This window comes from Gemmatimonadaceae bacterium (genome assembly GCA_016720905.1).
In the GTDB taxonomy this organism is placed as follows: domain Bacteria; phylum Gemmatimonadota; class Gemmatimonadetes; order Gemmatimonadales; family Gemmatimonadaceae; genus Gemmatimonas.
Genome location: JADKJT010000029.1, coordinates 306,417 through 332,394 on the forward strand (window position 1 = coordinate 306,417; position 25,978 = coordinate 332,394).

Here is a 25,978-nt window from a genome sequence, read left to right on the forward strand (position 1 = left end):
AATCAGGCGCCCGCGAACGCGGCGTCGCGCGAGGCAAACAACGGGAAGAGCGCATCGAGGCGCGTCAATTCAAACAGGGTGCGCAGGTCATCATTCAACCCGGTCAGCCGCAGGTCGCCGTTCTGTTCGCGCAGCCGCTTGCCAAGGGACACCAAGGCACCAAGTCCGGAACTGTCGATGTACGCCGCGCGCGTGAAGTCGATGACCACCAAGCGCACCCCCTGCTCCACTTCGTCGAGGATCGCCTGCTTGAACTCCTGGCGGTTGCCGACAACTAATTGTCCGTCAACCTCGACCAGCAGCTGATCATCGGTACGTGCGAGAAGGAAGCTCATGGTATGTCTGGAAGGCGAATGGTCACCCGGCCACTACGGGCGCCGGGACCGGTGCGGCCGCTTGTAGCGCGGCGATGGCGGCCACATGAACAATGTCATCGGCGGTGGCCCCCCGGGACAAGTCACTGCATGGACGGGCGAGCCCCTGCAGGATGGGTCCGATCGCCGTCGCGCCCGCCAGACGTTGCACCAGCTTGTAGCTGATGTTGCCGGCGTCGAGTGAAGGAAACACGAGAATGTTGGCTCGTCCGGCCGCCGCTTCACCCGGGGCCTTGCGGCGCGCAATCGCCGGCATCAGCGCCGCGTCCCCCTGCAGTTCACCCGAGACCTCAAGGTCGGGCGCCTCACTGCGGATCAGCGCGAGGGCATCCCGGACTTTGCTGATCGACGGGCCGTCAGCACTGCCGCGGGTACTGTACGACAAGAGGGCGACTCTCGGCTCGTCACCGACAATTCGCCGACGGTCAATCGCTGCCGCCAGGGCAATGTCGGCCAGTTGCTGCGGCGTCGGATCGGGCACCACGGCGCAGTCGGTGAACGTCAACACTTCGCTGCCGTTGTCGCGAAACTCCGGCACGACCATGTAAAACGACGAGGAGACGGTACGCGCCCCGCTGGAGGCGCCAACCGTCCACAGTGCCGCCCGCAGCACTTCCGCGGTCGTATGCACGGCGCCGGCCACGCAACCATCGGCGTGGCCCAGCGCGACCAATGCATCGGCAAAATACAGCGGGTCGCGGGCAAGTTGTTCGGCCGCGGCGGCGCTCAGACCCTTGGCTCCGCGGCGAGCCAGCAGGTGCGCCACCACGTCCGGCAGGCGCGCATCGCTGAGCGGGTCGATCATGCTTGCGCCACGCGCGGGCACCGGCCCGGTTGCCGAATCACCGCGCCGCACCAACACGGCATTGACCGATCCGCGTTTGGTCAGCTCCACCACCGCCTGCACCGTACGGAGATCAGTCGCCTCCGGGAACAGGATGGTCCGTCGCGACGCCGCGGCGCGGCGATGCACGTCCTCAAGGAACGCCGAGGTGCCGGCTTGGGACACGATCGTCAGCGCGCGAAGCGCTCGCGCAGCGCGCGCTCCACGCGCGGATGCACGAGCTGGCTGACATGGCCACCGAACCGCGCCACCTCGCGGACGATACTCGAACTGATGTAGGTCGTGTCGAGCGACGGCGCCATGAACACCGTTTCCAGCGTCGGGAAGAGATGCCGATTCATCAGCGCCATCTGAAACTCGTACTCGAAGTCGCTGACCGCGCGCAGGCCGCGGACGTTGACGCAGGCCCCCACTTCGCGCGCGAAATCCACCAGCAAGCCACTAAACGCGCGCACCTCGATGCGCGGATCGTTGCCGGTCACGTCGCGAATGAAGCCCACGCGCTCCTCCACCGTGAACAACGGGACCTTCGTGAGGTTTGTGGTGACGCCAACGACCAACCGGTCCGCGAAGGTGAACGTGCGCTGGATCAGGTCCTCGTGTCCGTGCGTCACAGGATCGAAGGAACCGGCGTAGAGGGCGATGCGCTCGCCACTGGTTGGAGGCAGCACGGTCACGGGTCGGCGGTGCGGTAGAAGGTGAGCGAGGTGGCCCCGTAACGGCGGGTGTGTCCCGGTGCGGGCATGGACAGCGTGGTGGGATGCTCAAGGCCAAGCACCGCCGCAAACGGGGTATCGAGCCACGCCTGCACGATTTGCATCGCCGTGTCCGTGGCATAGGGAGGGTCAGCGAATGCGATATCGTACGCGAGGGGACGGAGGCGGCGGACGAACGCCACGGCATCGTCGCGATGCACGACGGCTCCGACATGGCCACCGAGGTGATCGAGGTTGGCCTGTATCATGTCCAGCGAGCGCGGCGCATTCTCGACGAAATCGCACGAGGCCGCTCCACGCGAGAGCGCCTCAAGCCCCAGCGCGCCACTGCCTGCGCACAGGTCGAGCACGCGCGCCTCCGGCAACAGGCTGTGCACGATACTCATCCACGATTCGCGCACGCGGTCACCGGTCGGGCGCACCTGCTCTCCCGACGGTGCCTCGATTCGTCGACCACGCCAGCGTCCCGCCACAATGCGCATGGAAGTCAGACCTTGAAGTCGGCGATCTTGAGCTGCAATCGCGAGATGCCGCGATACTCATCACGTTCCAATCGAAACGCCACATCGACCGGACGTGACGCGTCCAGCGATGCCATCCGCGGGGCGAGTCCCCATCCCACCGCTTCCAGTGTGCCGTTCGGGACGGCAAAGGACAGTCGCACCCCATCGGTGCCGATGCGACGCGGGGCGGAGGCCAACGAAACACCGAGGGCCCGAAACACCGGCGCGGGATTCCCGATGCCGAATGGTTCGAAGTGTCGCACCAGCTTCTCCAACTCGTCGCCCACCCCTTCCATCGCGATGTCGAGATCGACCCGCAACTCCGGCACCAGATCGGCCTCGCACAACCGCGCGCGCGCCACCGCATCGAACTGTTCGGCGAACGCGGGAATGCCCGAGGCCTGCATCGTCAATCCGGCAGCGGCGCGGTGACCGCCGAATCGCTCAAAATGGTGCGCGCATTCTCCCAGTGCCGCGTGCAGGTCGAACGGCACGATGGATCGTCCAGATCCCTTTCCGATGCCATGATCGACGGCCACCAGCACGGCCGGACGCGCCGTCTGTTCGACGATGCGCGACGCGACGATGCCGATCACACCGGCGTGCCAGCCTTCCTTCGCCAGCACGAACGCATACCGGTCACGCATCCCCGGCGCATCCAGCAGACGCAGTGCATCGTCCAGGACGCTGCGGTCGAGATCCTGCCGTGCACGGTTGAGTTCCTCGAGTTCACGCGCGATCACGTTGGCTTCGTCGTCCCGCTCCGACAGCAGCAATCGCAGACCCAGCTTGGCGTCGGCAATACGACCCGCCGCGTTCAATCGGGGCGCGAGCACGAATCCCACGCGGCCGGCCGTCAGGGGCTTCCCCTCCAGTCCCGACGATCGCAGCAGCGCGCGCAATCCAGGGTGCGTCGTTTCCGCCAACACCTTGAGGCCGTAGCGCACCAAAATGCGATTCTCGCCGCGGAGTGGCGCCACATCGGCGATCGTCGCCAACGCCACCAGATCAAGCTGACGGTGCGCCAGTGCCGGCGAGATCCCAAGCGCCTCACACAACGCCAACGCCAGCTTGAACACCACGCCCACCGCCGCCAGATCCTGATCAGCCGCACTCGACTCGGCGCGACGGGGATTGCAGACGGCATACGCCGCCGGCAAAGGACCGCCAGGCAGGTGATGATCGGTGATGATCACATCGATGTGCGCGGCATTCAGCGCCGCGACGGCCTCGATGGCACTGGTGCCGCAATCGCACGTCACCACCAATGAGGCACCAGCGGCCTGGGCTGCTGCCACCCCGGCCGGTCCCAGGTCATATCCGTCGGTCAGTCGATTCGGAACAAAGGGCACCACGCGTGTGGCGCCGCAGCCACGTAGCACGCGCGTGAGCAAGGCCGTCGAACTCATGCCGTCGACGTCGTAATCCCCATGCACGAAAATCGTTTCATCGCGACGCACGGCCGCTGCGATGCGATCGACGGCACGCGGCAGATCGAACAGCGTCGATGGCGCCTGAAGCTGGTCAAGGCGCGGACGCAAGTATCGCTTGGCCGTCTCGGGATCGGCGTATCCCCGCCCGACGAGAAGGCGACAGAGCGATTCGGGCAACAACAACGCACTCACCAGTCGTTGCACCGGCCCAACGTCGGGCTCGGAGGACACCACCCATCTGGCCGGCGGACGGTGTCGCGGCAAGGGAGGCGAGGGCGGTGCGGATCCGGATCCGGCGTGCCCCACCACTGCCGGGACGCCGCGACCTAGCGGCGCCCCCACGGGCTGCGGCTCGAAAGGGATGCGTGGAACGCTCACAGGCGGCAATCTACGTCACGCGACAAGTCATGGCACCCGCGTCAGGCGGCATGGTCAACCGAATTACCGCCGACGCTTACCGGGACTGACTCAGGGCGTTGCCGGGGGAGTCGGGAGGTACAGGAGCACGCCGCACGCTTCACAGATCTCGATCGCCTGTCCGCCACTGGTCATGGCGGGGCGACGCTGGAGCGGAATGGCTGTATCGCAACTGCCGCAGGAGAAACCCGCGTTGAGGGCGAAGAGCGCGGCGGCCCGGCGCCGTTGCTGCACACGGTCGTATTTGGACAGGAGGCCCGGAGCAACCGCTGCCGCCGAAATCGCGCGCTGTGCTCGTGCCGATTCCCATTCCCGCACAATGGCACCGCGCTCGACTTCAATGAGCTTCCGGGCATCCGCCTGTTGCACCTCCAGAGCGGCGAGCGCGCCGCGAGCCGCTTCCGTCGTCGTCTGCAGTTCGCCGATCCGTCGGGACAGCGCCAGCATCTCGCTTTCTTCCTCGGCCAAGACACGCCGAGCGGTCTCGACCTGGGCCATTGCGGCGGTGGCTTCCTTCAGCTTGTGCGCCTGATCGAGCACCGCAAGGTTCTTCTCATGCCGAAGCCGATGGTCCGTCATCAGGGCTTCAAGCGCGCGGCTCCGATCGAGTTCCCGCGTGAGGGCACCTTCCAGCTTCGCGATCTCGTCGACGGTGCGCTGCCGCGCCTTGTCCAGGGCGGCCAAGCGGGGGGCAAACGCGTCGCGTCGTGCCTCAATGCCCCGAATCACGTCGTCGTCCTGCTGCACAACCAATAGCGCTTCCAGCTCGGGATTCACTACGCCTCCAGACAGTGGTAGACACCTTATCCCTTCCGATTACCCCGCGGACTGCGGATCGGCAAGAGTTTTCGCAACTCGCCTTCCAACTCCATGCGTTCTCGCATGAGCGCATTCTGCTGTTCCGGTTGAACTATACCCATAGCCGACCGGATCTCCTCAATTCGTGCTTCGATCCGCCGTGCCGCAATGCGCGCCAGGCTCAAGGTCACGTCAGATGCCTCAGGCGGATGCGTGTCACCGGTCTCCGTGAGCTCCCGAAGTGCCTGTAAGGCTTCCGGCGACAGGGCGGCGGCCACCTGGTCGAGGGAATCGGCATGTCCCGCCGACAACAAGGCCGCAAAGATGGCACGGTAGTTGGCGTCGCGAAAATCCGACGGCGCGTGGCGCTCGGCGATCCGCTCGACCCAGTCACGGGACGCAATCATGGCCCGCACCAACGCGCGTTCGTCGGGTTCGTCCCGTCGCGGTTTCGGAAGCGCCGACATCGATTGCCACTCGGGCGCTTCGGGCTTTCCGCGCCGCGGCGTCCACGGACGCTTCACGTACGGCGTCGGTGGTGCCGCACCTTCCGGATTCTCCGGCGGTGGCGCCTCGCTGTCCGGCGGTCCTTCGGTGACGTGCTCCGCGGAATGGCGAACGCCTCTGCCGCGACCCGTCGCGGGCGGCTCGTCCGCCTCACTGGCCAGCGTGGCCTTGTCGAGATGCGACACGTCGGCGAGTCGCGCGAGATAGAGATCCCGCGTAAGCGGGTCGCGCGCGGCGCGAATCGTCGGCAGCAGCTTGTCGATGGCACGACGGCGATGACGCAGGTCGGCAAACCATCCACGACGCTCGAGCAGCTGAAGCTGGCGATCGAAGAGGTCGATGGCCTGCGTCAGCTGCGTCTCCAGCCCCGCGCGCCCCTGGGAACGCACAAACGTGTCAGGGTCTTCGCCCTCCGGGAGCGACACGACGCGGACGGCGGCCTTGTGACGCAGGAGTTCCAGCCCTGACCGAAACGTGGCTTCCTGCCCTGCCTTGTCGCTGTCGTACAACAGGAAGACCTCCGACGAGTACCGCATGAGCAGTGCGGCCTGCTCCTCCGTCAACGCGGTCCCCAATGGCGCGACGACTTCCTCGATTCCCGCGAGGGCCAGTCGAATGGCATCCAGGTACCCTTCCACGACAATCGCCCGACCGGCGCGACGCATGGCCTGCTTGGCGGTCTGCAAACCGTACAGCGTTCGGCGCTTCTGAAAGACTCCCGACTCGCCGCTGTTGAGATACTTGGGAATCGCGTCACCCATGGCGCGGCCGCCAAAGGCTACGTGATGGCTCAATTCATCGAGGATGGGAAACATGATGCGACCAACGAACCGCGCACGCGGTTCGGCATCCGTCTCGCGGCGCGCGAGCAATCCGGCGTCCAATTGCCGCGTTTCGTCAAACCCCAATCCGTTCAGGTAACGTCGGAGCGCCTGTGCGTCGCGTGGAGCAAACCCGATCCCGAATCGTGCGCATGCCGCCGCATCCAGGCCGCGTCCCGCCAAGTAGGCGCGCGCCTCACGGCCAACGACGTCGTCCGCCAACTGCGTGCGAAACCATTCCGCTGCGGTGGCCAGCACTTCCCAATTCCTTTCATTGGGATCCGGCGCGTGAGCGCGCGTCGGCTGGTCGATGACTTCAATGCCAACGCGTTCGCCGACCAACTTGACCGCGCCCACCCAATCGAGGCCCAGCCGCTTGCGCAGAAAGGTGAAGACGTCGCCGCTCTCGTGACAGACGAAGCAGTGATAGTTGCCCTTGTCCGGGGTCACCGAAAAATTGGGCTTGGTCCCCTGATGGAACGGACACGGGCCGCGATAGCTGGCGCCCGCACGCTTCAGCGGAACGTACTCGCCGATAATCTGCACGATGTCGGCCGCGAGCCGCACGCGTTCGATGACATCGTCGGCAATCATCGGGAAGCCCGATCAGTCAGGCGCATGGGGCGATCATATCTCCGATCATAGCCTCGGCACGGCGCTCGCGTCAGGAGAGTTCCGCCACGGTGACGCCGGCGCCCCCTTCATCCCACGCACCCAGCCGAAAGGCAACCACACGGGTGTCCTTCTTCAGCATTTCCGTGACGCGCGCCCGTAGCGCTCCGGTGCCCTTCCCATGAATAATGCGCAGTTCCTTCAAGTCGGCGCGAACGGCGGTGTCCAGCGCCTGCAGCACGCGATCATCCACCTCATCCACACGCATGCCGCGGACATCGACTTCGCGAACCGGTTCGACATCCGGCATCGAACCATGCAATGATACCCGGAAGGCCGGCGCGGGCGGCGCGGCTGTGCGCGTCAACGTATGAACGGGCACCGTAAGCGTGAGTGATCCGACCACAACCCGGGCCGCATCCCCCCTGATGCTGACCACACGACCGGGCCGGTCACCCAAGGTCGCCACCAGCACCGCATCGCCGGCGTCGAGTGGGCGCGCGGCGCGCGCGGCCGACCGACTACCCGTGGGCATGCCCGCCGGGTTATCGGGTGGCGAGCCCGTCGCCGTCACGGCTTGCTCACTCGTCTTGCGACGCGCCGAGTGTCGATCGCGATCGCGTTGCGCGCGCAACTCGACCTCGTCCACGGCCGCGCCCTGCAGGGCGGCCGCCTCTTCAACGGAACGGCGCGCCATTCTCGCCGCCTCCTCAAACTGTTCACTCTGATCAACGGCGCGCGCGCGAACCTCGACAATCGCCCGTTCGACTTCGGCACGGGCCTCCAGCAGATATCGACGCGTCTCTCGCCGCGCCTCGCGTTCGGATTCACGTTCCCGCTCGCGCACTTTCAACTCGCGATCCGCCACCGTTGCCAGACGCGCCCGCAGCTTTCCGTGTTCGATACTGGCAACACTCTCGCGATCAGCGAGGAGTGCCTCCCGCGCTTCCAGATCGGCGAGGAGGACCGCCACGTCGCGTTCGCCGGCCGGCAACCGCTCCTCCGCACGTTGGAGGACATCCTCCGGCAGCTGCAATCTCCGGGCAATACTGATGCCGTAACTGCGTCCAGGCATCCCCTTCAGCAGTCGATAGGTCGGCGCCAGCTGCACCGCGTCAAACTGCAGCGACGCATTCACGATCCCCGCTACATCCGTGGCCAGCAACTTGAGCTGTCCGAGATGGGTCGTGGCGATCGTCAGCGTTCCACGCCGCGTCAACGTCTCAAGGATCGCGCCGCCGAGCGCCGCTCCCTCGGCGGGATCGGTCCCCGACCCCAATTCATCCACCAGGACGAGCGACGCCTCGGTGGCATGCACCAGAATCTCGCCGAGATTCTTCACGTGCGCGCTGAAGGTGGAGAGACTCGCCTCGATGCTCTGTTCGTCACCGACGTCCGCAAACAGGTCATCAAATACCGGCAGCCGTGACGTCGCGCCAACTGGCGCGGGGATTCCCGCTTGCCCCATGGTGGCCAGCAACCCGATGGCTTTCAGCAGCACCGTCTTGCCGCCGGTGTTCGGTCCGGAGACCAGCAGGGTGCGCTCGACGGGGTCGAGCGTCAGGTCGAACGGCACGACGGGGGTTCCGCGCGCGAGGAGCAACGGATGTCGCCCGTCAACGATCGCCAGGCCCTCTCCCGGCTCGCAGAACGTCACGACCGCACACTGTGCATCAATGGCGTATCGGGCGCGCGCAAACAGGCTGTCGAGCGCGACCAAGGCCTCAAAGGCGCCCCCCATGACGTCGTGATACGGTCGCAGGGTGTCGGTGAGTTCGCGCAGCACTCGCTCGACTTCGCGCTGCTCCTCAATTTCCAGTTCGCGCACGCGATTGCCAAACTCCACGGCCGCTGGCGGTTCCACGAAGATCGTGGCGCCGGTCCCGGAACTGTCGTGCACGATGCCACCCACGTACCCGCGCGCTTCGCGTCGCATCGGGATGACCCAACGACCGTTTCGCATGGTGACCGACAAGTCGCTCACCTGATGATGCGGCTCGAGTTTCCGCATCTCCCGCTCCAGCAGGCGCACCAATTCGCCCTCGGTCTGTCGCAACTCCCGACGCACGCGCCGCAAGGCCGGCGAGGCCTCATCGCGCACGGCGCCGTCATCGCTGATGGCCCGACCAATCGCGTCTTCCGGCGCGCGCAGATCGACCAGTGCGCTCACGAACTCCGCGAGAATGGCGACCATGATGGCCGGGCGTCGCGGATCGCGGAGCGCATCACGCGTGCGGCGCGACGAACGCAGCAGTATCGCCCCCTGCAACAGTTCCAGGGCGCTCCACGCCAGCCCTTCGATGCGCAGGCGCTTGAGCGGCGCGGCGAGCTCGGGAATCGCCTCGCTGCTCCACCCTGCGTCGGATTCGACCAGCGCGCGCATCGACGAGACGCGTTGTTGTTCGGCCTCAATCCACGCGCGATCGACGCGCGGCACCAGCGCGCGCACCGCGGCGGCGCCGGGCGCAGAGTGCGCACGGCCGGCGACATACGCCACCAATCGCGGAAACTCGAGAATACCGAGAGCGTGCGCGTTCATGCGGAGAAAGCGAAGGCCCGGTCACCGCATGCACGGTTCCGGGCTCGAAAGTTCATCAGGAGTACCACGCTCCTCAACTGACGCGTCGCGATTGACGTCCGGTCGGGTTCAACCGCGGGCCAACTCCTCGCGCACAATGGTATTGATCGTGTTTCCATCGGCGCGACCCTTGAATTCCGGCATGACCCGGGCCATCACAGCGCCGATGTTCGCGGCACCGCCGGCCATCGCCGTGCGCACCGCACCCCGAATCGCTTCGGGATCGACCTGTGCCGGCAGATAGCCGTCGAGCGCGTTGACTTCGCGCTGCTCCTTGTCGGCGAGGTCATCTCGACCGGCCTTACGGTAGAGATCCACCGACTCGCGCCGGCGCTTGATCCCCTTGCGGATCACGTCCAACGTATCGTCGTCCGTTGCGTCGCGGCGGAGCTCGATTTCGCGATTCTTGAGCTCCGAGATGACCATCCCGAGCAACATGACCTGATCTTTTTCCTGCGCCCGACGAGCCGCAGCCTGATCAGCCTGCAGCCGCGCGAGCAACGAAACGCCCTCGGCGGCCACGAAAACGATCAGGCCGTTCGCGTGCGCCGATTCTTGCGCACGGCAGCGTTCATTTTGCGCTTCCGCTTCTCGGACGGCTTCTCGTAGTGGCGATGCTTGCGCAGATCGGACAGGATACCGGCCTTCTCGCACTTCTTCTTGAAGCGCTTGAGTGCCCGCTCGAAATTCTCGTCCTCGTGGATAATGACTTCCGACAAACTCGATCTCTCCCTGGGGCCGTCAGGACTCGCACCGGAAACCGGAGCGAACTGCGACAGTAAGTGTGGCGACCGCTGGCACGGACATCGATCGGACATCCGGAGACTCCGGACCCGACGGCCAGAGCCGCAAGTCAAAGCACGACAGCCCTATATCTTACCCTACCTGACTGACGTGGTCAAGGCGATTCGGCAGACTATCACCCCGGCGGCCACCCCATTTGGCGGCCCCCCAGCACGTGCATGTGGAGGTGACCGACCGACTGCCCGGCGTTGGCCCCGGAGTTGATGACGGTGCGATATCCGGTTTCGGCGATGCCCTCGTCCCGGGCCACCCTGGCGGCCAGCAACGCCACCGCACCCAATTCGACGCCGTCGGTGGCGTCCGCCAGCGATGCTACGTGCCGCCGGGGGACCACGAGGACATGCACGGGGGCCTGCGGATGCAGATCCCGAAAGGCTACCGCGTACTCGTTCTCGGCAACCGTCGTGACCGGCAGTTCTCCGCTCACGATCCTGCAGAAGAGGCAACGGTCGGTCATGGTGCGGGGCTCCGATGAGAAGGGGCGAGTGCCGTGCGAACGATGGCCATCGCGGCAATGGCGGCGGTTTCGAATCGCAGGATAGTCGTTCCCAATGAGGCACGCCGAAAACCGGCCCGCTCGAGCGCGGCCATTTCGTCGGCCTCTATCCCGCCTTCGGGTCCGATCGCCAGCGTCACGGCCCCTCTGATGGGCACAGCAGCCGGTCCAATCAACGGCGCTCCATTTGGATCCAGCACAATACGATCGCTGTCCGGGACCGCGAGCACGGCCCGTTCCACGTTCGCCTCGGGGTACAGCTGCGGAAGCCACGCCCCCTCAGACTGCGCCAAGGCACTCTCCATACGCGCGCGAACGCGGGCCTGAAAACTCATCCCTTCGCCGCGCGGTGTCACGCTTCGCGAACGCCGCCACATCACGGGGCGCCAACTGGTACAGGCCAGTTCGCCCGCCTTTTCCGCCAACCACAACATGCGATCCTTGTCAGCAACCGGCACCAGCAGGTGCACGGCGGTCAGGGGTTCTCGATGCTCGACAACCTGCACTTCTATCTGTGCCTGCGACTTGGTCAGTCGAACCAGCTGACCCTCGGCCACCCCGCCCGCACCGTCGCGCAACGCCACGATCGCGCCCGCGTCGAGCCGGAGCGCACGCATATGACGCGCCGCGTGCTCATCCAGCACGCACCCGCCGTTCAGCACCAGCCGCTCGCTGGTGACAAACGTGGGCCGACCGGCGCCTACGCCCTCGCGATCGACGCCGACCACCAGATTCCCTCTGCATCTTCCAACAACACGCGCCACCCAGTGGCCGTCAGAAACACCATCATGGCGTCGCGTTCCTCGACCAGAATACCGCTGACGATGACGGCACCGTCGGCGGCGAGGGACGCGGCAATCACCGGCAGCAATTCCATCAGCACGGATGAGATGATGTTGGCGAGCACCACCCGCACCGGCGCGAGCAGCGGTAACAGCACAGCGGCATCCGCCTCGAAGACATGCACCCGATCGGCCACACCATTGCGCGCCACGTTCGTCTCGGCGTCTGGGATGGCCTCCCCGTCGAGTTCGACGGCATACACACGCGATGCGCCAAGCTTCGCCGCGGCAATGGCCAGCACCGCACTGCCGGCGCCGAGATCGGCCACCACATCACCAGTGCGCATGACCGTGGGCAGGAGCCGCACGACGCCGCGGGTGGTCGGGTGATCGCCCGTTCCGAACGCCATGCCCGGCTCGATCACAATCGTCGATGCCGGATCCCGACCATCGGCCAACCATGGCGGAGTCACCGTCAGCGGACCTAACTCGTGTGCCACGATGCGCGCTTTCCACGCTTCGCTCCAATCGATGTCGGGCACGGCCGCGGTTTCGATGATCACGCGGTCATCGGCCTCCGACAGTGCGCGATGCACCGTGGTCAGGTCGGTACCCGGCGGAAAGTGCGTGACCAGTGCCAATCCATCTTCATGCACCCCCTGCGCACCAATGGCAAAGAGCGCCGAGAGGCACGCCCGGCGCGCCGCGTCGGACGACGCAGACGGCTGAACGCGGACACTGATCCAGGGCGCGTCGATGTCAGGCACCAAGCGCTTCCTTCATCTTTGACCAGATGCTCTTTTCACGTTGTGGAGGCGCTGACCCCTGGAGCGATGCCAGCTGCTGAATCACCGCTTCCTCTTCGCCTTCGACCGACTGCGGCGTCCATAGCTGCACTTTCACGTGCAAGTCTCCAATGCCGGACGCATTGACTCGAGGCAGGCCGCGCCCTCGCAAGTGGAACACCATACCGCTCTGCGTGCCGGCGGGAATACGAAGCGACAGATCACCCAGCAAGCCGGGCACGCGGACGTCGGCGCCAAACACGAGTTGCGGATACGTGACAAGCGCTTCGCAGAAGAGATCTTCACCGTCCCGATCAAACCGTTCATCGTCTTCGACTTCGAACACGACCAGCACGTCCCCCCGCGTGCCCCCGCGGGGACCGATGTTGCCGGAGCCACGCATCGTCATATACTGACCGGTCGCCACGCCGGCCGGCACGGTGATCTTGAGCGTCCGCTCAGCGCGCACGCGGCCTTCGCCGCGACACTTCTTGCACGGTGACGATACTACGATGCCTTCGCCCGCACAGGTCGGGCATGGGGCGACCGAGACGAACTGCCCGAAGAACGACCGCTGCGCGCGTCGAACCTCCCCGCACCGTGACAAGTCGCACAGGTCTGCGGCTTTGTACCCGCCTCCGCGCCCGACCCTTCGCACTTGTCGCAGGACTCGAGGACCTTGAGCACCACGGTCTTTTCTATCCCGGTGGCCACCTCGGTGAGCGTCAAGGGCAGCGGCAGCTTGATGTCCGCACCGCTCCGTGGTCCCGATTGCCGACGCCCGCCTTGCCCGCCGAACAGGTCGCCGAACCCCCCGAAGTCGCGCATGAAAATGTTGAGCGCCTCGGACAGGTCCACATGCTCGTACTGCGCCTGCGAAGAACCGCGCAACCCGGCCTCACCGTACCGATCATACGCCGCGCGTTTTTGCGGATCGCGCAACGCGTCATACGCCTCGGTCAGCTCCTTGAACTTCTCTTCGGCTTCCTTCGCACCGCTATTGCGGTCAGGATGCCACTGCAGTGCCAACCGACGGTACGCCTTCTTGATGTCGTCGTCGGACGCGTCGCGCGGCACACCCAGTACCGCGTAGAAATCAGCCATGAGTAGTCAGGTCAGCAGAGCAGCTCGGACACGAGCTGTGAAGTGTGCCCGACCAGCGCAATGACCTTGTCGTAGGGCATGCGTGTCGGACCGATGACGCCGATCACACCGCTCAACGATCCGGCGGTATACTCGGCGGTGACAACAGTGAACGCGTCGAGACGGGGATCGCCGTGCTCGTTGCCAATGGTAATACTCAGGCCGTTCGATCCCGGTCTCGCCTCAAGCAAGGTCGCCAGTTGCTGACGCTGCTCGGTCAGATCGAACAACTGTCGCAAACGCTCACCACTGGCGAACTCCGGTTGATCCGCCAGCAACGACGGTTGCCCGATGACGACCGCTTCCAGGGGTTCCGCCGCTCGCGTGAACACCTGGTCGCCTTCCTGCACAAAGATATTCAACAGCTCGGCGGTTTCCGGTCGGGTGTGCACATCCCGCAGGCGCGAGGGGAGCGATGTGCGCAACTGGTCGAGCGTGAGCCCGGTCAGCCGTTCGTTGAGCACGATCGACACCTCGACCATGGCCTCGTCGGCAATGGTGCCGGGAACCTCGACAAAGATCGTTCGTACGGCACCGCCGTTCAGGCTGATCACCAGCAACAGTCGATCCGATGCGACACGCACCAGTTCAATCCGACGCAACGTGGCCCGTTCCAGTCGCGGACCCAGCGCCACACCCAGCTCCTGCGTGAGAATCCCCAGCGACTGCGCCGCACGACGAAGAATCGCTTCGATCGCCGAGCCGCCCGCCACAATATCCTCGGCCAGTCGGCGACGATGCTCTCGGGTGATCGGATCGACGCGCATGAGTGAATCCACGTACATGCGATAGGCCTTATCGGTCGGAACACGGCCGGCGGACGTGTGTGGATGAAACAGGAAACCCTTCTCTTCCAGGTCACTCATCGTGTTCCGAATGGTGGCCGGCGAAATGCCAAGGCCGAACCGACGAGACAGCGTGCGCGAGCCAGCCGGTTCGGCTGTAGCCACATAGCTGTGGATCACCGCTTCAAGGACCTGTCGTTCCCGCTCCGAGAGTTCTCCTGAGTGCGCCATAAGTCGAACGCTACGAATGACTTGGGAGCGCTGTCAAGTCGGCGGCCAGCCGATCCAGTCGAAGCCACCCTTCCGGGGTGCACCGGGCCCGCCGTTTGCCGGCCATTTCGACCCACTCAAGCCATCCGGCTTCCACCCACGGTGCCACGATTGCCGATTCGCCCGGGGATAGTTCCATGCCGTCCGACGTGCGCAGTCCCAAGTAGGCGCGCTCGGCGTCGCGGTTTTCCGCTGTCAGCACTTCGCGGCCTTCTATCGGGTCCTGTCCGGCGTCCAGCGCGGCCTGCCACGCGGCATAGGCGGCAATATTCCATCGGCGTTCGGCACCGGTGAATCCATGCGCACTGGGACCAACCCCCAGATACGCGGCACCAGACCAATAGGCGCTGTTGTGGATGGCGCGACGTCCCGCGCGGGCGAAGTTGGACACCTCATAGTGCTCGAATCCCGACGTCGAGAGACGACGATGCGCTTCGAGAAACTCCGCCTCGTAACGTTCCTCGGTTGTTTCGACGACCATGCCCCGGGCGCGGCGCCGCCCCAAGGGCGTATGCGGTTCGACGGTCAGGCCATACAGCGAGATATGGTCGGGGTTGAGAGACGTGGCCATGTCCAGATCGCGGGTCCAATCGCGCGCCAGCACATCGGGGACGGCAAAGATGAGATCCAACGAGAACGCGCCCAGTCCGCCATCACGCGCCGTGCGCACGGCGCGTTCCGCAGACGCCGCGTCATGAACACGATGCATCCACCGCAGTACCGCGTCATCGAAACTCTGCACCCCGATGGATAGTCGCGTGATGCCGGCGTCACGCCACCCGCGCACCGCACTGGCGGTGATATCCTCGGGATTCGCTTCAAGCGTAATCTCGGCGTTGATCGCAAGCGGCCGGTCGCGCCGAATCACGTCCAGGAGCCGACGGATACCCTCAACGCCAAGTAATGACGGCGTGCCGCCCCCGAAATAGAGTGTTTCGAGTGCCTCGGTCGCCTGTCGCTGGCGTCGGACGGTCAACTCCTTTTCGACGGCGCGCACGAACGCGTCCACCGGCACCTGACGCCGCACCGCGATGGAGAAGTCGCAATAGCTGCAGCGACGGGCGCAGAACGGCACATGCACGTAGAGGTGTCGATACGCCGGACCGTCCTGTCCGGGATGGTTCACGAAGGACGCGACTCGCCGACGCGCCGCGACGCGCCCTCGTTGATGATCACGGAGCGAATCCGTCCGGTCGGTTCCACGTGCACGAGCCCTTCCAGCTCGAGCGCCGTCAGCGCACTGGCTGCCGCACGCGTTGAGAGCGTCGCGTCGCGCGCCATCGAAGCCAGATCGGTGGCGCCACGCAGCAACGCGTCCCAGCACGCGGCCGCATCGCCATCAAGCAACGGCGCGGGAGTGGGTTCCGCTTTCAGCGACAGCATGGACAGCACATCATCTGGTGAAAGAATCGGCTCCGCATACGCTTTGAGCAACGCGTTGCTGCCGCGGGATGACGGCACGTCGATGGCATTCGGCACACACGCGATACGCCGATCCAGCGCATGCGCATAGTCTGCGGTGATCAACGCGCCGCTGCCCTCGCCGGCCTCCACAACCACCGTGATGTCCGCCAGCGCCGCAATGATGCGATTGCGCCGTGGGAAGGTGCCGCCGTGTCCCGGCGCGCCGGGTGGCAGTTCGGACAGCAGCAGTCCGTCGTCGGCTATCCGCTCCTGCAACGCGCGATGACGACGCGGAAAGGCGATATCCAATCCCGTCCCAAGGACGGCGACGGTCCGTCCGCCCGACGCCAACGCCGCCTCATGGGCCGCGCCGTCGATCCCCTGTGCCAGTCCGCTCACCACTGCCACGCCGGCGCGCGCGCACGTCGCGGCAATGGCCCGGGCCACCCGCAGACCATAGCCGGAGGCGGCGCGCGTCCCGACGATGGCCACCGCGGGGCCGTCTGCCGTGACCATGGCCCCCTTCCCGAAGAGCACGGCCGGCGCGTCATGCAGCTCGGTCAAACGGGGCGGATACACCGCATCGGTTCGCGCGAGTGCAAACGCCGCCATCGCGCGCGTTGATTCGAGAATGCCATCGGCAGCGCGGTACGCCTTGTCGCGGGCACCCACCGGCATGGCCGACAGCACGGCGCGCGCCGAGCCAAGCTGCGTGATTCGCTGCACCACGCCGACGTCGCCCACCCCTGGCAACGCACGCGCCGCGATGACATCGCGGACGGTATCGCACTCAGGGAACGTGACGCGCATCCCGCTCGGCCTTCTCCGACGCCGCCCGCATGGCCAGCAGCTCGCGCCACCAGGCGTCGAGCAGCCCGTCGAGTCCCATGCGTCCGGGCGCACTGATGGCAAACATGCCGAAGGCACCGGTCGCCTCAATTTCCGGCACGTACGATTCGCCCAGCAAGTCGAGCTTGGAGAACACCACACAGAAGGGCTTCGCGGCAAGCTCCTTCGAGTACGACGAGATCTCCGTGCGCAGTTGATCGAACTCCGCTTGCCAATCCGTCGCGTCGATCGGAATCACGAACGCCAGGAGGCGTGTGCGTTCGATATGGCGCAGGAACTGCAAACCCAGCCCTTTGCCTTCGTGTGCGCCTTCGATGATGCCGGGAATATCCGCCACCACGAACGAACGATGATCGCTGAGCGGAACAACACCAAGGTTGGGCGACAGGGTCGTAAAGGGATAGGCGGCAATCTTGGGCCGAGCGGCGGAGATCACGGACAGCAGCGTGCTCTTTCCCGCGTTGGGCTGGCCGACGAGTCCGACGTCCGCGATCAGTTTGAGCTCCAACTCCAACCGTCGAGTGCGCCCTTCCTCCCCTGGCTGCCATTCCCGCGGCGCCTGATGTGTTGCGGTCACGAAGAACGCATTGCCTTTGCCCCCCCGTCCACCTTTCGCCACCAGAATCGAGTCACCCTCTGCCATCACTTCGCCAAGCAGCTCGTTGGTCTCCGCGTCGCGGATGATGGTGCCTGCCGGCACGGGAAGCACAATGTCCTCACCTGAACGACCGGTGCGATTCCCGCCCTCCCCATGCTGGCCGCGTTCGGCCTTCCAGATATCCCGATACGTGTAGTCGAGCAGCGTCGTGAGATTGCGATCGGCACGGACAAACACGTCACCGCCACGACCGCCATCTCCTCCGTCGGGCCCTCCATGGCCACGAACTTTTCGCGACGGAACGAGGAGTTCCCCGATCCGCCGGTACCGGCTTCGACATTGACGATGACGCGATCTACAAACATGTGCGACCTGACGACGAAGAAGCGGCGCAAGCCGCAATGACCTGCCGGATGACCTGCTGAATGACCTGCCGATGATGCGACGCGCCGTGCGCGGTTGTTGCCACTACTTGCCCTGGACGCGGGACCACAAAGCCGCGTAGCGACGGGCATCGTCCGGTGCCAGCACATCGGCAATGGTCGCCAATGCCGCAGACACGACCGCCACCGAGGCGCCCGCGTACAGCGCACCATGCAAGTGCGAATGCAGCTGACGATCCTGGCGCGCCACCGCGCAGGCCGCCACCACGCACAACTCGCGACGCGCCAGGTCGAGTTGCGGTCGACCCAACACCTTGCCGTACCCCTCAACAATCATCCACGCATCCAGTGCCGGATGCAGATCGCGGATGTTGCTCCGCAACCGCTGGTATGACGGACCGTATACCACGGCGCAGGTGACCTCACCCCGCGCCGTCCATGCCCTTTCGTCGTACTGTGTGCCTTCATCGGCATCCGGCGCCGCACGCCCCGAGATCCGACGCCACTCGCGGGTCGCATTGAGAGCCCGCGGGAAGCCAGCGAACAGGTACGTCTGCAGAAGCAGCTCCTCGATCCACTCCGGACGAACCACGCCGTTGGCGGCCACCAGCGCATTGCGCATGGCCACCTCATCGCCACCGGAAATCAGCGCACCCGTGCGAACCAGCATCGCCGTCTCACCATCCAGCTCCCGCAGGATAACGCCGTCCTCGTTCGCGTGCGTCATCGTTTTGGCCTGTCGGTCATCATGCGAACCCCGCGTGCGGCCGCGCTCACGTCGAGGCGTCCCCGGCGCTCACCACGAGATGCCCCACCCCAATCGCACTCACGCGGATCTCACCCACAACTTCGCCGCGCGTATTGCGTACCTGCCGACCGGTCAGGTCCCGCAATGCGTCGGGGAGCGGGTCGGGGAGTTCGCCAAGTGCGGCCAACAGGGCCAGGACTGCCGGATACTGCGCCCGATGTGCTCCGTCTTCCACCTTCACGGCCATCCCGATTCCCTGTTCCAGCAGCGCCAGCGTGTGCACGCCTTCCGCGCCAATCTTGCACAACACGCGGCCACCGCACGCTTCCATCAGCAACGTGTCGAATCGATCGGTGCCTCCGACGAGGAACGGCTGACCTGTCATCGCGGCCACGATTTGCGCGGGCGCCGCGTCACCACGGCGCGCGGCATGGCCGAGTCGCGCATACGACAGCGCCATGTTGGCCAGCGGCAACGCAAACACCGTGACCCCGCAGCCGTCGACGGCCACCGGGATCGCGTCTGGCGCGACGCCCGTCCACGTGCTGACCGCATCGCGGGCCGCCTGTTGGACCGGATGGGTATGGCGCTCGTACCCAACGGTGGGCCAGTGCTCCAGCACCGCCCGCGCCAGCATCGCCGTATGCTTTCCGGAACAGTTGTTGTGCAGTCGCGTCACGCGATGACCACTCTCACGCAAGATCCGCGCGCCGCGGGACGACAGTGGTTCATGCGGACCGCAGGCCAGATCGCCCTCCTCGAGGCCGATCGCGGAAAGCATCGCGCCGGCCAGCGCCACATGTTCCGGTTCGCCGCCATGCGAAGCACACGCCAGCGCCAATTCGTCAGGGCCCCATCCGAGCGCGCGAAACTGTCCGTTGTCGAGCATGGGCATGACCTGGAACGGCTTGGCACACGAGCGCCACCACGTCGTCAGCTGCGGATTGCGGGCGGCCATGCGCAGTTGCCCCTTCCAGTCGACCACGGCCGCGTGGACGCGATGTCGTGACTCAACCAGATCCCCCCGCGTGACGATCACGTCGAGCATCGTGGTCACGTCGGACGGGCCGCAGTCGACCGTGGCCGAAGGCACCTGCGAAGCGGAAGCGGCAGAGAACAACACCCGCGAAACATAACGAGGTGTCGGGGGACCTAGGTCCGTGGGGCCGTCAGGAGGATTCCACCGAGGACCAGCGCGCCACCCACCAGCGTCCCGGGACCGGGAATTTCGGCGATACCGGGCAGCAGCGCAGCCAGCAACGTCGCGCCAATGGGCTCGCCCAGCGTCGTGAGGTTCACCACGTACGCCGGCAGATGACCAAGCGCCCAGTTCATGCCGGTATGACCGAGCAACATCGGCCCGATCGCGAGACCGGCAAAGATGGCGATCTCGCGTCCCGGCTGGGGCGCGATATGCTCGCCCGTCAGGACCGCGAGCGCGACGCACACCGCGAACGCGGCGCCATACACCAGCCCGACGTACGGCCACAGCGCCAGCGTCTTCCGGATGCGTCGGCCAATGAGGTAGTACAACGCCGCCGTCACCGCGCCAACGCATGCCAGCAGATCCCCAATGAGAGCTCGGCTGGCCAGCGCACCGCCCGTGCCTTCGGAGAAATCGGCCAGGCCCACCACCAGCGCGCCGAACACGGCAATGATGATCCCGATCCATTGCGCGCGCGTGGCCCGTTCGCCCAGCCATCGCGCGCTGATCAGCGCGATGATGACCGGTTGGGTGTTGACCAATGAGACCGACGCCGCGACCGTGGTGTATCCGATCGACGCGTTCCAGCTCCAGAAATGCAACGCCAGCAGGACGCCGGCACCACAGGCCATTGCACCGTCACGACGGGAGAGTACCCGCCAGGCGCGCCAGTCGCCGCTGACCAGCAGCGCGATCGCAACGAGGATGAGCGAAAATCCCAGTCGCCAGGCGGCGATCACCAGCGCCGACGCGCCGGACAGGCGAATCAGTGGTGCCGCCAGCGAAATGCCGAGCACAGAAAAACCCAGCACCAGCCAGGGTGACCGTTCCGGGGGTCGCGGTGCCGATGCGACGGGATGAGGAGTCTCTGGGGGCAACGTCACGGCGAGGCAAGGTAACGTGCGTCGGCCACGCCTGCTGCTGCCCAAGCCACGCGCCAGACCTTATGTTGCCATTCCATGCCAACGACTGCCGCGCCACCGACGATCGCGAGAGACCGCCTGGCGGCCCTGCTACAGGCGGCGCCCCGTCAGCATGTGATGATCATCGGTGACGCCATGCTGGACGTGTATTTGCGCGGCGATGTGGATCGCATCTCCCCCGAGGCGCCGGTGCCCGTCGTGCGCGTGCGCGAGCGTCGTCTTGCCCTCGGCGGCGCGGCGAATGTGGCGCAGAATGTCTCGGCGTTGGGCGCGGGGTGCGATCTGGTCGCCGTCATCGGTGATGATGCCGCGGGGAATACCCTGCGCGCCCGTCTCGACGACGGGCGCATGGCCTCGCGCTCATTGGTCACCGTGGCGCGACCGACAACAACCAAGACCCGCGTGATGGCGCGATCGCAGCAACTGGTGCGATTCGACGAGGAAGAAGACGCGGACCTGTCGGCGCATGACGTCGAGCGCGTGCTGAGCGCCATCGCTCATGCGTTGCCGGATGCCACCGCCCTGGTGTTCGAGGACTACAACAAAGGCGTGCTCGTACCCGCCGTCATCGAAGGCGCCATCCGACTCGCGGCGGCGCGCGGCCTGCCAATCGTTGTCGACCCGAAGTTTCGCAACTTCTTCGCGTATCGCGGCGCCACTGTGTTCAAGCCGAATCGCCGCGAACTCGAGAGCGCGCTGGGGGCCACGGTCGACCTGGAACATCCCGAAGCCTTGCCAAATACCTTCGCGCAACTCGGTGTCCAACACCTGCTGTTGACGCTGGGCGAGCGCGGGATGGCACTCATATCCGCTGATGGTGTCGTGCACCGCGTGCCGACCACCGCGCGCGAGGTGTACGATGTCGTGGGTGCTGGCGACACGGTGACGGCCTATCTCGCCACGATGCTCGCGGCGGGCGCAACGGCCGTTGAAGCGGCCATCGTGGCGAACTATGCCGCAGGGGTCGAAGTGGGGAAACTCGGTGCCGCCACCGTCTCCGCGGACGAAGTACTGGAGGCCTACGATCGCCACCTCGCGGAAGGCTGAGCGGTCGTTCAGATTGTAAGAGGTTCACCACATCCACAGCGGAGTGGTATTCGGTCCGGTAGCTCAGCCGGTTAGAGCAGGCGACTCATAATCGCTCGGTCGTGGGTTCGAGTCCCACCCGGACCATTGACGATGCGGCCGATCGCAAGGGGGTTCCGTCGTCTGGCCGGGGCCGTTAGTGTTACCATCCGCTGCCGATGACCCAAGGGTCGTGTGGCAACGGGCGCGTAGCTCAGCTGGTTAGAGCGCTGCTTTCACACAGCAGAGGTCCGGGGTTCGAGTCCCTGCGCGCCCACTTTCCCATGCGCAGACGGGGCCGGTGATCACCAGATCACCGGCCCCGTCTGGCATTTCAGGGGAAAGCCTCAGGCGGCTGCAGTCACCGTGATACGAGCCCCGGCGTGCCGCAGCCGACCAATCGTCCGCTCATCGAGCCGAGCCCGCACCACCAACGTGTCGTTGTCGGTGCGCTGCTCAAGGACTTCGCCCTCCCGATGCACTTCCGCCAGCAAACGGCCGTCCGCCATCGGAATCCTGATCTCCAGGATCGGGCGCTGCTTCCGCATCGCGTCGCGCAGCAGTGCCCGCAACGGATCGAGACCACCCGGCGCCAAGGCCGAGACGAACAACGAGTCCGGCGAGAGATTGCCGACACGGTCGCGCACCGAACTCAAGTGCTCCGCTGGGATGGCGTCCATCTTGTTCATCAGATACCGCATCGGACGCTCGGACAGGCCGAGCTCGGCGAGTACGCCATCGACGACATCGCGATGCTCCTCCCACGCCGGATGGCTGGCATCGATGACGTGCAACAGAAGGTCCGCTTCACGGGCCTCCGCCAGTGTCGCTCGAAATGACGCCACAAGATGGTGTGGCAGTTTGCGGATGAATCCGACGGTGTCGGTGAGCAGCGCGGTGTAGCCCTCACCGATATCCACCTCGCGCGTGAGCGGATCGAGTGTCGCAAACAACCGGTCTTCGACAAACACCTCGGCGTCGTTCGCCATCGCCCGCAAGACCGACGACTTGCCCGCGTTGGTATACCCAACCAACGCCACGCGGAAATGCGATTTCCGACCCTGACGCTGGATCTCCCGCGCACGCTCGACGTCGGCGAGACGCTCCTTGAGAATGCGAATACGCGCCTGGATGAGTCGTCGATCGGTCTCGAGCTGTGTTTCGCCTGGCCCCCGCATGCCGATACCGCCGCGCATCTTCTCCAAGTGCGTCCACATGCGGGTCAATCGCGGCAGCAGGTATTCCAGCTGCGCCAGTTCGACCTGCATGCGGGCTTCGCTGGACCGGGCGCGCGTGGCAAAGATGTCGAGAATCAACTCGGCGCGATCCATCACGCGCGTGCCGACAATCTCCTCGATGTTCTTGCCCTGGGCCGGCGTCAGCTCATCGTCGAAGAGGACCAGCGTCGCGTCCAACGACTGAATGAGGGCCTTGAGCTCTTCGACTTTGCCGCTGCCCAGATAGGTCGCGGGGTGCGGACGATCGAGCAATTGCGTCAGCGTGCCAACGACCACGGCGCCCGCCGTGTCCGCGAGACGCGCCAATTCCTCCAGATGCTCGTCCGCGTGTTGACGCGCAAAACTCCGCTTCGAGGGCGCGCTGACCAACACGGCGCGCTCAACGGACTGCGTCAGGGAAATAGGCTCGCGACTGATAGGACGATTCCGGTGCGTGAAGACAGAAGGACCGCTGGGCGACGGCGGACGCTATCGGCCGTTTCCGGCCATTGACGAATATCGACCGGTGCGGTCGTAAGGACGCGTGAAGTTACCCAGTGGCGTCGCCACGGCGAAATCGCCGCGCACGCGGTAGTTGATCGTACCGGCGGTGATCAACGAACGTCCGGCGGCACCCAATCCGGCATAGGTGAACTTCACGGGCAGGCGCACGATGGATGAATCGCCCTTGGGGACGACAAACCGACTGTCCAGCAGCCCGTCGCCCAGCTTGATGCTATCAACATCCACGCGATAGGTCATTGACAGGGCGTCGAGTTTGTAGCTGTTCGGATTGTACACCGACAGCACGACATCCACGCTGCCGCCCGTGAGACCGAGTCCCGTAATGACAAATTCTTTCAGGGTGACCACGGGTTCCTTGAACGCGGCGCGCCCGAGCGAAGAGCAACCGGATGCCGCCACACTCGCGAGTATCGCTCCGGCCGCCAACCACCCACGCCGCACGCGAGCGGCCCGTCGGCGAGACATCGTTTCACTCAACACAGTGCGCATCACGGTGTATCTCCGGCAACAGGTTCGTCATCGGCGGACCGCGTTCGTCGCTCCGCCCACCAGGCCAATCGTCTGGCAATGTCACGCTCAAAACCGAAGGGCCCCGGCTCGTAGAACCTGGTGCCTTCCAGTTGCTCCGGAAGATACGACTGCGGGATGTAGGCGTCCGGAACACTATGCGCGTACTGGTACCCTGCCCCATAGCCGAGTTCCTTCATGAGACCCGTCGGGGCATTCCGCAGGTGCATGGGGACTGGCAAGGCCGGTGTGGCGCGCGCAGCGTCCAACGCGGCCGACCACGCGTCATAGACGCGAGCCGACTTGGGAGCCGTCGCGAGGTACACGGCCGCCTCGGCCAACGCGAGATCACCTTCCGGCGAACCAAGCCGCTCAAACGCCTGCGCGGCCGTCATCGCCACGGCCAGTGCCTGCGGATCCGCCAAGCCAATGTCTTCGCTGGCCATGCGCACCATCCGCCGTGCGATGTATCTCGGATCTTCGCCCCCTTCGATCATTCGGGCCAGCCAGTACAATGCCCCCTGCGGGTCACTGCCACGCAGCGCCTTGTGCAGCGCGGAGATCAGATTGAAGTGCCCTTCGCCCGTCTTGTCGTAGTGGGGCACGCGACGCTGCACGGCCGCTTCAACGTGCGTCCGCTGAATTTCCGCTCCATCGTCGATCAGAGCTGCGGCGGCTTCCAGCAGCCCCAGTGTTCGACGCGCGTCACCATCCGCCTGGTCGGCCAGCACGGTGCGCGCGTCCGTCGCGATCGTGATGCGGCGTGCGCCCAATCCACGTTCGGAATCCCGCAGCGCCCGGTCAATCAGCGACTGCAGTTCCTCCACGGCAATCGGCTGCAAGACCAGAACGCGCACGCGGGACAACAAGGCCCCTGTCAGCGCAAACGACGGATTCTCGGTGGTCGCGCCGATGAGCACGACGGTTCCGGCCTCCACGTGTGGCAAGAATGCGTCCTGCTGCGCCCGATTGAATCGATGGATCTCATCGACAAAGAGGATCGTGCCGCGCCCCGTATCGCGTCGATCCTCCGCCGCGGCGACCACTTCGCGAACGCGCGCAACGCCATCACTGACCGCGCTGAACGCGACGAAGGTGGCATCGGCCGACTGCGCAAGCAGTCGCGCCAACGTGGTCTTGCCGACGCCCGGCGGCCCCCAGAACACCATTGAATCCACAATGCCGCGTGAAAGACTCTCGCGGAGCGGCATCCCCGGTCCGAGCAGGTGGTGCTGGCCGATGTATTCGTCGAGTGTACGCGGTCGAAAGCGCGACGCCAACGGTTCCGCGACACGCGACGCGAACAGCGACGATCCGTGCGACGCCCGATCACCGGCCCGTGACGATCCCCGGCTCATGTGCCCGGTTCCAGCGCGAGTCTACTCGTCAGGACCGCAAGCGCTGCCGTGAGTTCCGGGGCCGGTGCCCACGGCACATCGCCCGATCGCCACTGTGCCGTCGGCGGTGTGGCGCGCTGACGCACACCTTCGGCCTCCAATCGCGCGTGCCAAGCATCCCGCCGCGAATAGATGACCAGTTCGAGCGAGGGCATCAGCGAAAGCTGGTCGTCTGGGGTGATCAGGGTGAATTCGACCCCTCCGTATGACGCCAGCGGCCATCGCGCCCGGCCAATTGCTTCACGCACGTCCTGCAGCGCACGCAGGGCGCCGTTCCACGCCGTGCCATCCCGCGGATGCTCGATCGCGACGTCCACCACGACGTCGAGGTGCGCGGCGAGACGATGGAACAGCTCCACCGCCCGCTCGCTGTTTGCCTGGATGCGCCACAGGAACAGGCCGTCAACCCGACTGAAAAGGAACCACTCGCTTTCCCGATGAAAGCGAACCGCCACATCGCTGGATTCGTGCGTGAAGCCGGGCACCGTGA

The 25,978-nt window shown here is 65.6% G+C and carries 26 protein-coding genes, 2 tRNA genes and 1 pseudogene; 3 read left to right on the plus strand and 26 right to left on the minus strand.

What is annotated here, in order from left to right:
- Positions 1-2: 2 nt before the first annotated feature.
- The 22 genes and pseudogenes from IPP90_18090 to IPP90_18195 all read right to left on the minus strand — a co-directional run bounded on the left by IPP90_18090 (position 3) and on the right by IPP90_18195 (position 20,666).
- Positions 3-335, minus strand: a complete 333-nt coding sequence (locus IPP90_18090; GenBank protein ID MBL0172580.1) for an STAS domain-containing protein — start codon at positions 333-335, stop codon at positions 3-5.
- A 22-nt stretch (positions 336-357) separates the two neighbouring features.
- On the minus strand, positions 358-1,383 hold the full coding sequence (locus tag IPP90_18095) for a phosphotransacetylase (protein ID MBL0172581.1): 1,026 nt from the start codon (positions 1,381-1,383) through the stop codon (positions 358-360).
- Between the two features lie 5 nt (positions 1,384-1,388).
- A complete protein-coding gene (gene coaD, locus IPP90_18100; GenBank protein MBL0172582.1) occupies positions 1,389-1,862 on the minus strand; it encodes a pantetheine-phosphate adenylyltransferase in 474 nt (157 codons plus the stop codon).
- Positions 1,863-1,891: 29 nt separating this feature from the next.
- A complete protein-coding gene (gene rsmD, locus IPP90_18105; GenBank protein MBL0172583.1) occupies positions 1,892-2,416 on the minus strand; it encodes a 16S rRNA (guanine(966)-N(2))-methyltransferase RsmD in 525 nt (174 codons plus the stop codon).
- A gap of 5 nt (positions 2,417-2,421) precedes the next feature.
- Positions 2,422-4,101, minus strand: a complete 1,680-nt coding sequence (recJ, locus tag IPP90_18110) for a single-stranded-DNA-specific exonuclease RecJ (GenBank protein MBL0172584.1) — start codon at positions 4,099-4,101, stop codon at positions 2,422-2,424.
- A 237-nt stretch (positions 4,102-4,338) separates the two neighbouring features.
- Positions 4,339-5,064 (minus strand): hypothetical protein, encoded by a 726-nt coding sequence (locus IPP90_18115; GenBank protein MBL0172585.1) that lies wholly within the window; start codon positions 5,062-5,064, stop codon positions 4,339-4,341.
- A 26-nt stretch (positions 5,065-5,090) separates the two neighbouring features.
- Entirely contained in the window at positions 5,091-7,007 is a 1,917-nt protein-coding gene (locus IPP90_18120) for a DNA primase (protein ID MBL0172586.1), read from the minus strand.
- A 70-nt stretch (positions 7,008-7,077) separates the two neighbouring features.
- Positions 7,078-9,564: a Smr/MutS family protein gene (locus IPP90_18125; protein MBL0172587.1), complete on the minus strand. Its 2,487-nt coding sequence runs from the start codon at positions 9,562-9,564 to the stop codon at positions 7,078-7,080.
- Positions 9,565-9,672: 108 nt separating this feature from the next.
- On the minus strand, positions 9,673-10,125 hold the full coding sequence (locus IPP90_18130; protein MBL0172588.1) for a GatB/YqeY domain-containing protein: 453 nt from the start codon (positions 10,123-10,125) through the stop codon (positions 9,673-9,675).
- An 8-nt stretch (positions 10,126-10,133) separates the two neighbouring features.
- On the minus strand, positions 10,134-10,322 hold the full coding sequence (locus IPP90_18135) for a 30S ribosomal protein S21 (protein ID MBL0172589.1): 189 nt from the start codon (positions 10,320-10,322) through the stop codon (positions 10,134-10,136).
- A gap of 200 nt (positions 10,323-10,522) precedes the next feature.
- The gene (locus tag IPP90_18140) at positions 10,523-10,864 is read right to left on the minus strand and encodes a histidine triad nucleotide-binding protein (GenBank protein ID MBL0172590.1); all 342 of its coding nucleotides are present in this window, start codon (positions 10,862-10,864) and stop codon (positions 10,523-10,525) included.
- Positions 10,861-11,631, minus strand: coding sequence for a 16S rRNA (uracil(1498)-N(3))-methyltransferase (locus IPP90_18145; GenBank protein MBL0172591.1), 771 nt, complete (start codon positions 11,629-11,631; stop codon positions 10,861-10,863). Before IPP90_18145 ends, IPP90_18140 begins: the two co-directional genes overlap by 4 nt.
- On the minus strand, positions 11,604-12,452 hold the full coding sequence (locus tag IPP90_18150) for a 50S ribosomal protein L11 methyltransferase (GenBank protein MBL0172592.1): 849 nt from the start codon (positions 12,450-12,452) through the stop codon (positions 11,604-11,606). The genes IPP90_18145 and IPP90_18150 overlap by 28 nt, the downstream gene beginning before the upstream one ends.
- On the minus strand, positions 12,445-13,077 hold the full coding sequence (locus IPP90_18155) for a hypothetical protein (protein MBL0172593.1): 633 nt from the start codon (positions 13,075-13,077) through the stop codon (positions 12,445-12,447). Before IPP90_18155 ends, IPP90_18150 begins: the two co-directional genes overlap by 8 nt.
- Complete coding sequence (locus IPP90_18160) at positions 12,978-13,574, minus strand: DnaJ domain-containing protein (protein ID MBL0172594.1); 597 nt, start codon at positions 13,572-13,574, stop codon at positions 12,978-12,980. The genes IPP90_18155 and IPP90_18160 overlap by 100 nt, the downstream gene beginning before the upstream one ends.
- 11 nt (positions 13,575-13,585) lie before the next feature.
- Positions 13,586-14,629 (minus strand): heat-inducible transcription repressor HrcA, encoded by a 1,044-nt coding sequence (hrcA, locus tag IPP90_18165; GenBank protein MBL0172595.1) that lies wholly within the window; start codon positions 14,627-14,629, stop codon positions 13,586-13,588.
- A 10-nt stretch (positions 14,630-14,639) separates the two neighbouring features.
- Positions 14,640-15,794 carry a radical SAM family heme chaperone HemW gene (gene hemW, locus IPP90_18170; GenBank protein MBL0172596.1) on the minus strand — a complete coding sequence of 385 codons (1,155 nt, stop codon included), beginning with the start codon at positions 15,792-15,794 and terminating at the stop codon, positions 14,640-14,642.
- On the minus strand, positions 15,791-16,684 hold the full coding sequence (gene dprA, locus IPP90_18175; GenBank protein ID MBL0172597.1) for a DNA-protecting protein DprA: 894 nt from the start codon (positions 16,682-16,684) through the stop codon (positions 15,791-15,793). The genes hemW and dprA overlap by 4 nt, the downstream gene beginning before the upstream one ends.
- A 178-nt stretch (positions 16,685-16,862) precedes the next feature.
- A pseudogene (gene obgE, locus IPP90_18180) lies at positions 16,863-17,884 on the minus strand (GTPase ObgE).
- A gap of 103 nt (positions 17,885-17,987) precedes the next feature.
- On the minus strand, positions 17,988-18,629 hold the full coding sequence (locus IPP90_18185; protein MBL0172598.1) for a carboxymuconolactone decarboxylase family protein: 642 nt from the start codon (positions 18,627-18,629) through the stop codon (positions 17,988-17,990).
- Positions 18,630-18,675: 46 nt separating this feature from the next.
- Entirely contained in the window at positions 18,676-19,773 is a 1,098-nt protein-coding gene (locus IPP90_18190; GenBank protein MBL0172599.1) for an asparaginase, read from the minus strand.
- 29 nt (positions 19,774-19,802) lie between these two features.
- Positions 19,803-20,666, minus strand: a complete 864-nt coding sequence (locus IPP90_18195) for a DMT family transporter (GenBank protein MBL0172600.1) — start codon at positions 20,664-20,666, stop codon at positions 19,803-19,805.
- A 147-nt stretch (positions 20,667-20,813) separates the two neighbouring features.
- Between IPP90_18195 and IPP90_18200 the strand changes: the two genes are divergently transcribed.
- From IPP90_18200 to IPP90_18210, 3 genes are all read left to right on the plus strand, one after another.
- Positions 20,814-21,824 carry a D-glycero-beta-D-manno-heptose-7-phosphate kinase gene (locus tag IPP90_18200; protein ID MBL0172601.1) on the plus strand — a complete coding sequence of 337 codons (1,011 nt, stop codon included), beginning with the start codon at positions 20,814-20,816 and terminating at the stop codon, positions 21,822-21,824.
- Between the two features lie 52 nt (positions 21,825-21,876).
- A tRNA-Ile gene (locus tag IPP90_18205) sits at positions 21,877-21,950 on the plus strand.
- Between the two features lie 95 nt (positions 21,951-22,045).
- Positions 22,046-22,119: transfer RNA gene (locus tag IPP90_18210), tRNA-Val, on the plus strand.
- A gap of 70 nt (positions 22,120-22,189) precedes the next feature.
- Here IPP90_18210 and hflX read toward each other — a convergent pair.
- The 4 genes from hflX to IPP90_18230 form a co-directional block, all read right to left on the minus strand.
- Positions 22,190-23,449 carry a GTPase HflX gene (gene hflX, locus IPP90_18215; protein MBL0172602.1) on the minus strand — a complete coding sequence of 420 codons (1,260 nt, stop codon included), beginning with the start codon at positions 23,447-23,449 and terminating at the stop codon, positions 22,190-22,192.
- Positions 23,450-23,548: 99 nt separating this feature from the next.
- Positions 23,549-24,073, minus strand: coding sequence for an LEA type 2 family protein (locus IPP90_18220; GenBank protein MBL0172603.1), 525 nt, complete (start codon positions 24,071-24,073; stop codon positions 23,549-23,551).
- On the minus strand, positions 24,073-25,449 hold the full coding sequence (locus tag IPP90_18225) for a replication-associated recombination protein A (protein ID MBL0172604.1): 1,377 nt from the start codon (positions 25,447-25,449) through the stop codon (positions 24,073-24,075). Before IPP90_18225 ends, IPP90_18220 begins: the two co-directional genes overlap by 1 nt.
- Positions 25,446-25,973 carry a hypothetical protein gene (locus IPP90_18230; GenBank protein ID MBL0172605.1) on the minus strand — a complete coding sequence of 176 codons (528 nt, stop codon included), beginning with the start codon at positions 25,971-25,973 and terminating at the stop codon, positions 25,446-25,448. The genes IPP90_18225 and IPP90_18230 overlap by 4 nt, the downstream gene beginning before the upstream one ends.
- Between the last annotated feature and the right edge of the window lie 5 nt (positions 25,974-25,978).

Bases quoted from the DNA above. Each gene is read 5' to 3' on its own strand.
- IPP90_18120 (MBL0172586.1), bottom strand. From the start codon at position 7,007: ATGATTGCCGACGATGTCATCGAACGCGTGCGGCTCGCGGCCGACATC.
- IPP90_18200 (MBL0172601.1), top strand. From the start codon at position 20,814: ATGCCAACGACTGCCGCGCCACCGACGATCGCGAGAGACCGCCTGGCG.
- IPP90_18140 (MBL0172590.1), bottom strand. From the start codon at position 10,864: ATGACCGACCGTTGCCTCTTCTGCAGGATCGTGAGCGGAGAACTGCCG.
- IPP90_18160 (MBL0172594.1), bottom strand. From the start codon at position 13,574: ATGGCTGATTTCTACGCGGTACTGGGTGTGCCGCGCGACGCGTCCGAC.
- IPP90_18220 (MBL0172603.1), bottom strand. From the start codon at position 24,073: ATGCGCACTGTGTTGAGTGAAACGATGTCTCGCCGACGGGCCGCTCGC.
- hrcA (MBL0172595.1), bottom strand. From the start codon at position 14,629: ATGGCGCACTCAGGAGAACTCTCGGAGCGGGAACGACAGGTCCTTGAA.
- dprA (MBL0172597.1), bottom strand. From the start codon at position 16,684: ATGGCGGCGTTTGCACTCGCGCGAACCGATGCGGTGTATCCGCCCCGT.
- IPP90_18185 (MBL0172598.1), bottom strand. From the start codon at position 18,629: ATGACGCACGCGAACGAGGACGGCGTTATCCTGCGGGAGCTGGATGGT.
- IPP90_18225 (MBL0172604.1), bottom strand. From the start codon at position 25,449: ATGAGCCGGGGATCGTCACGGGCCGGTGATCGGGCGTCGCACGGATCG.
- IPP90_18125 (MBL0172587.1), bottom strand. From the start codon at position 9,564: ATGAACGCGCACGCTCTCGGTATTCTCGAGTTTCCGCGATTGGTGGCG.
- IPP90_18090 (MBL0172580.1), bottom strand. From the start codon at position 335: ATGAGCTTCCTTCTCGCACGTACCGATGATCAGCTGCTGGTCGAGGTT.
- rsmD (MBL0172583.1), bottom strand. From the start codon at position 2,416: ATGCGCATTGTGGCGGGACGCTGGCGTGGTCGACGAATCGAGGCACCG.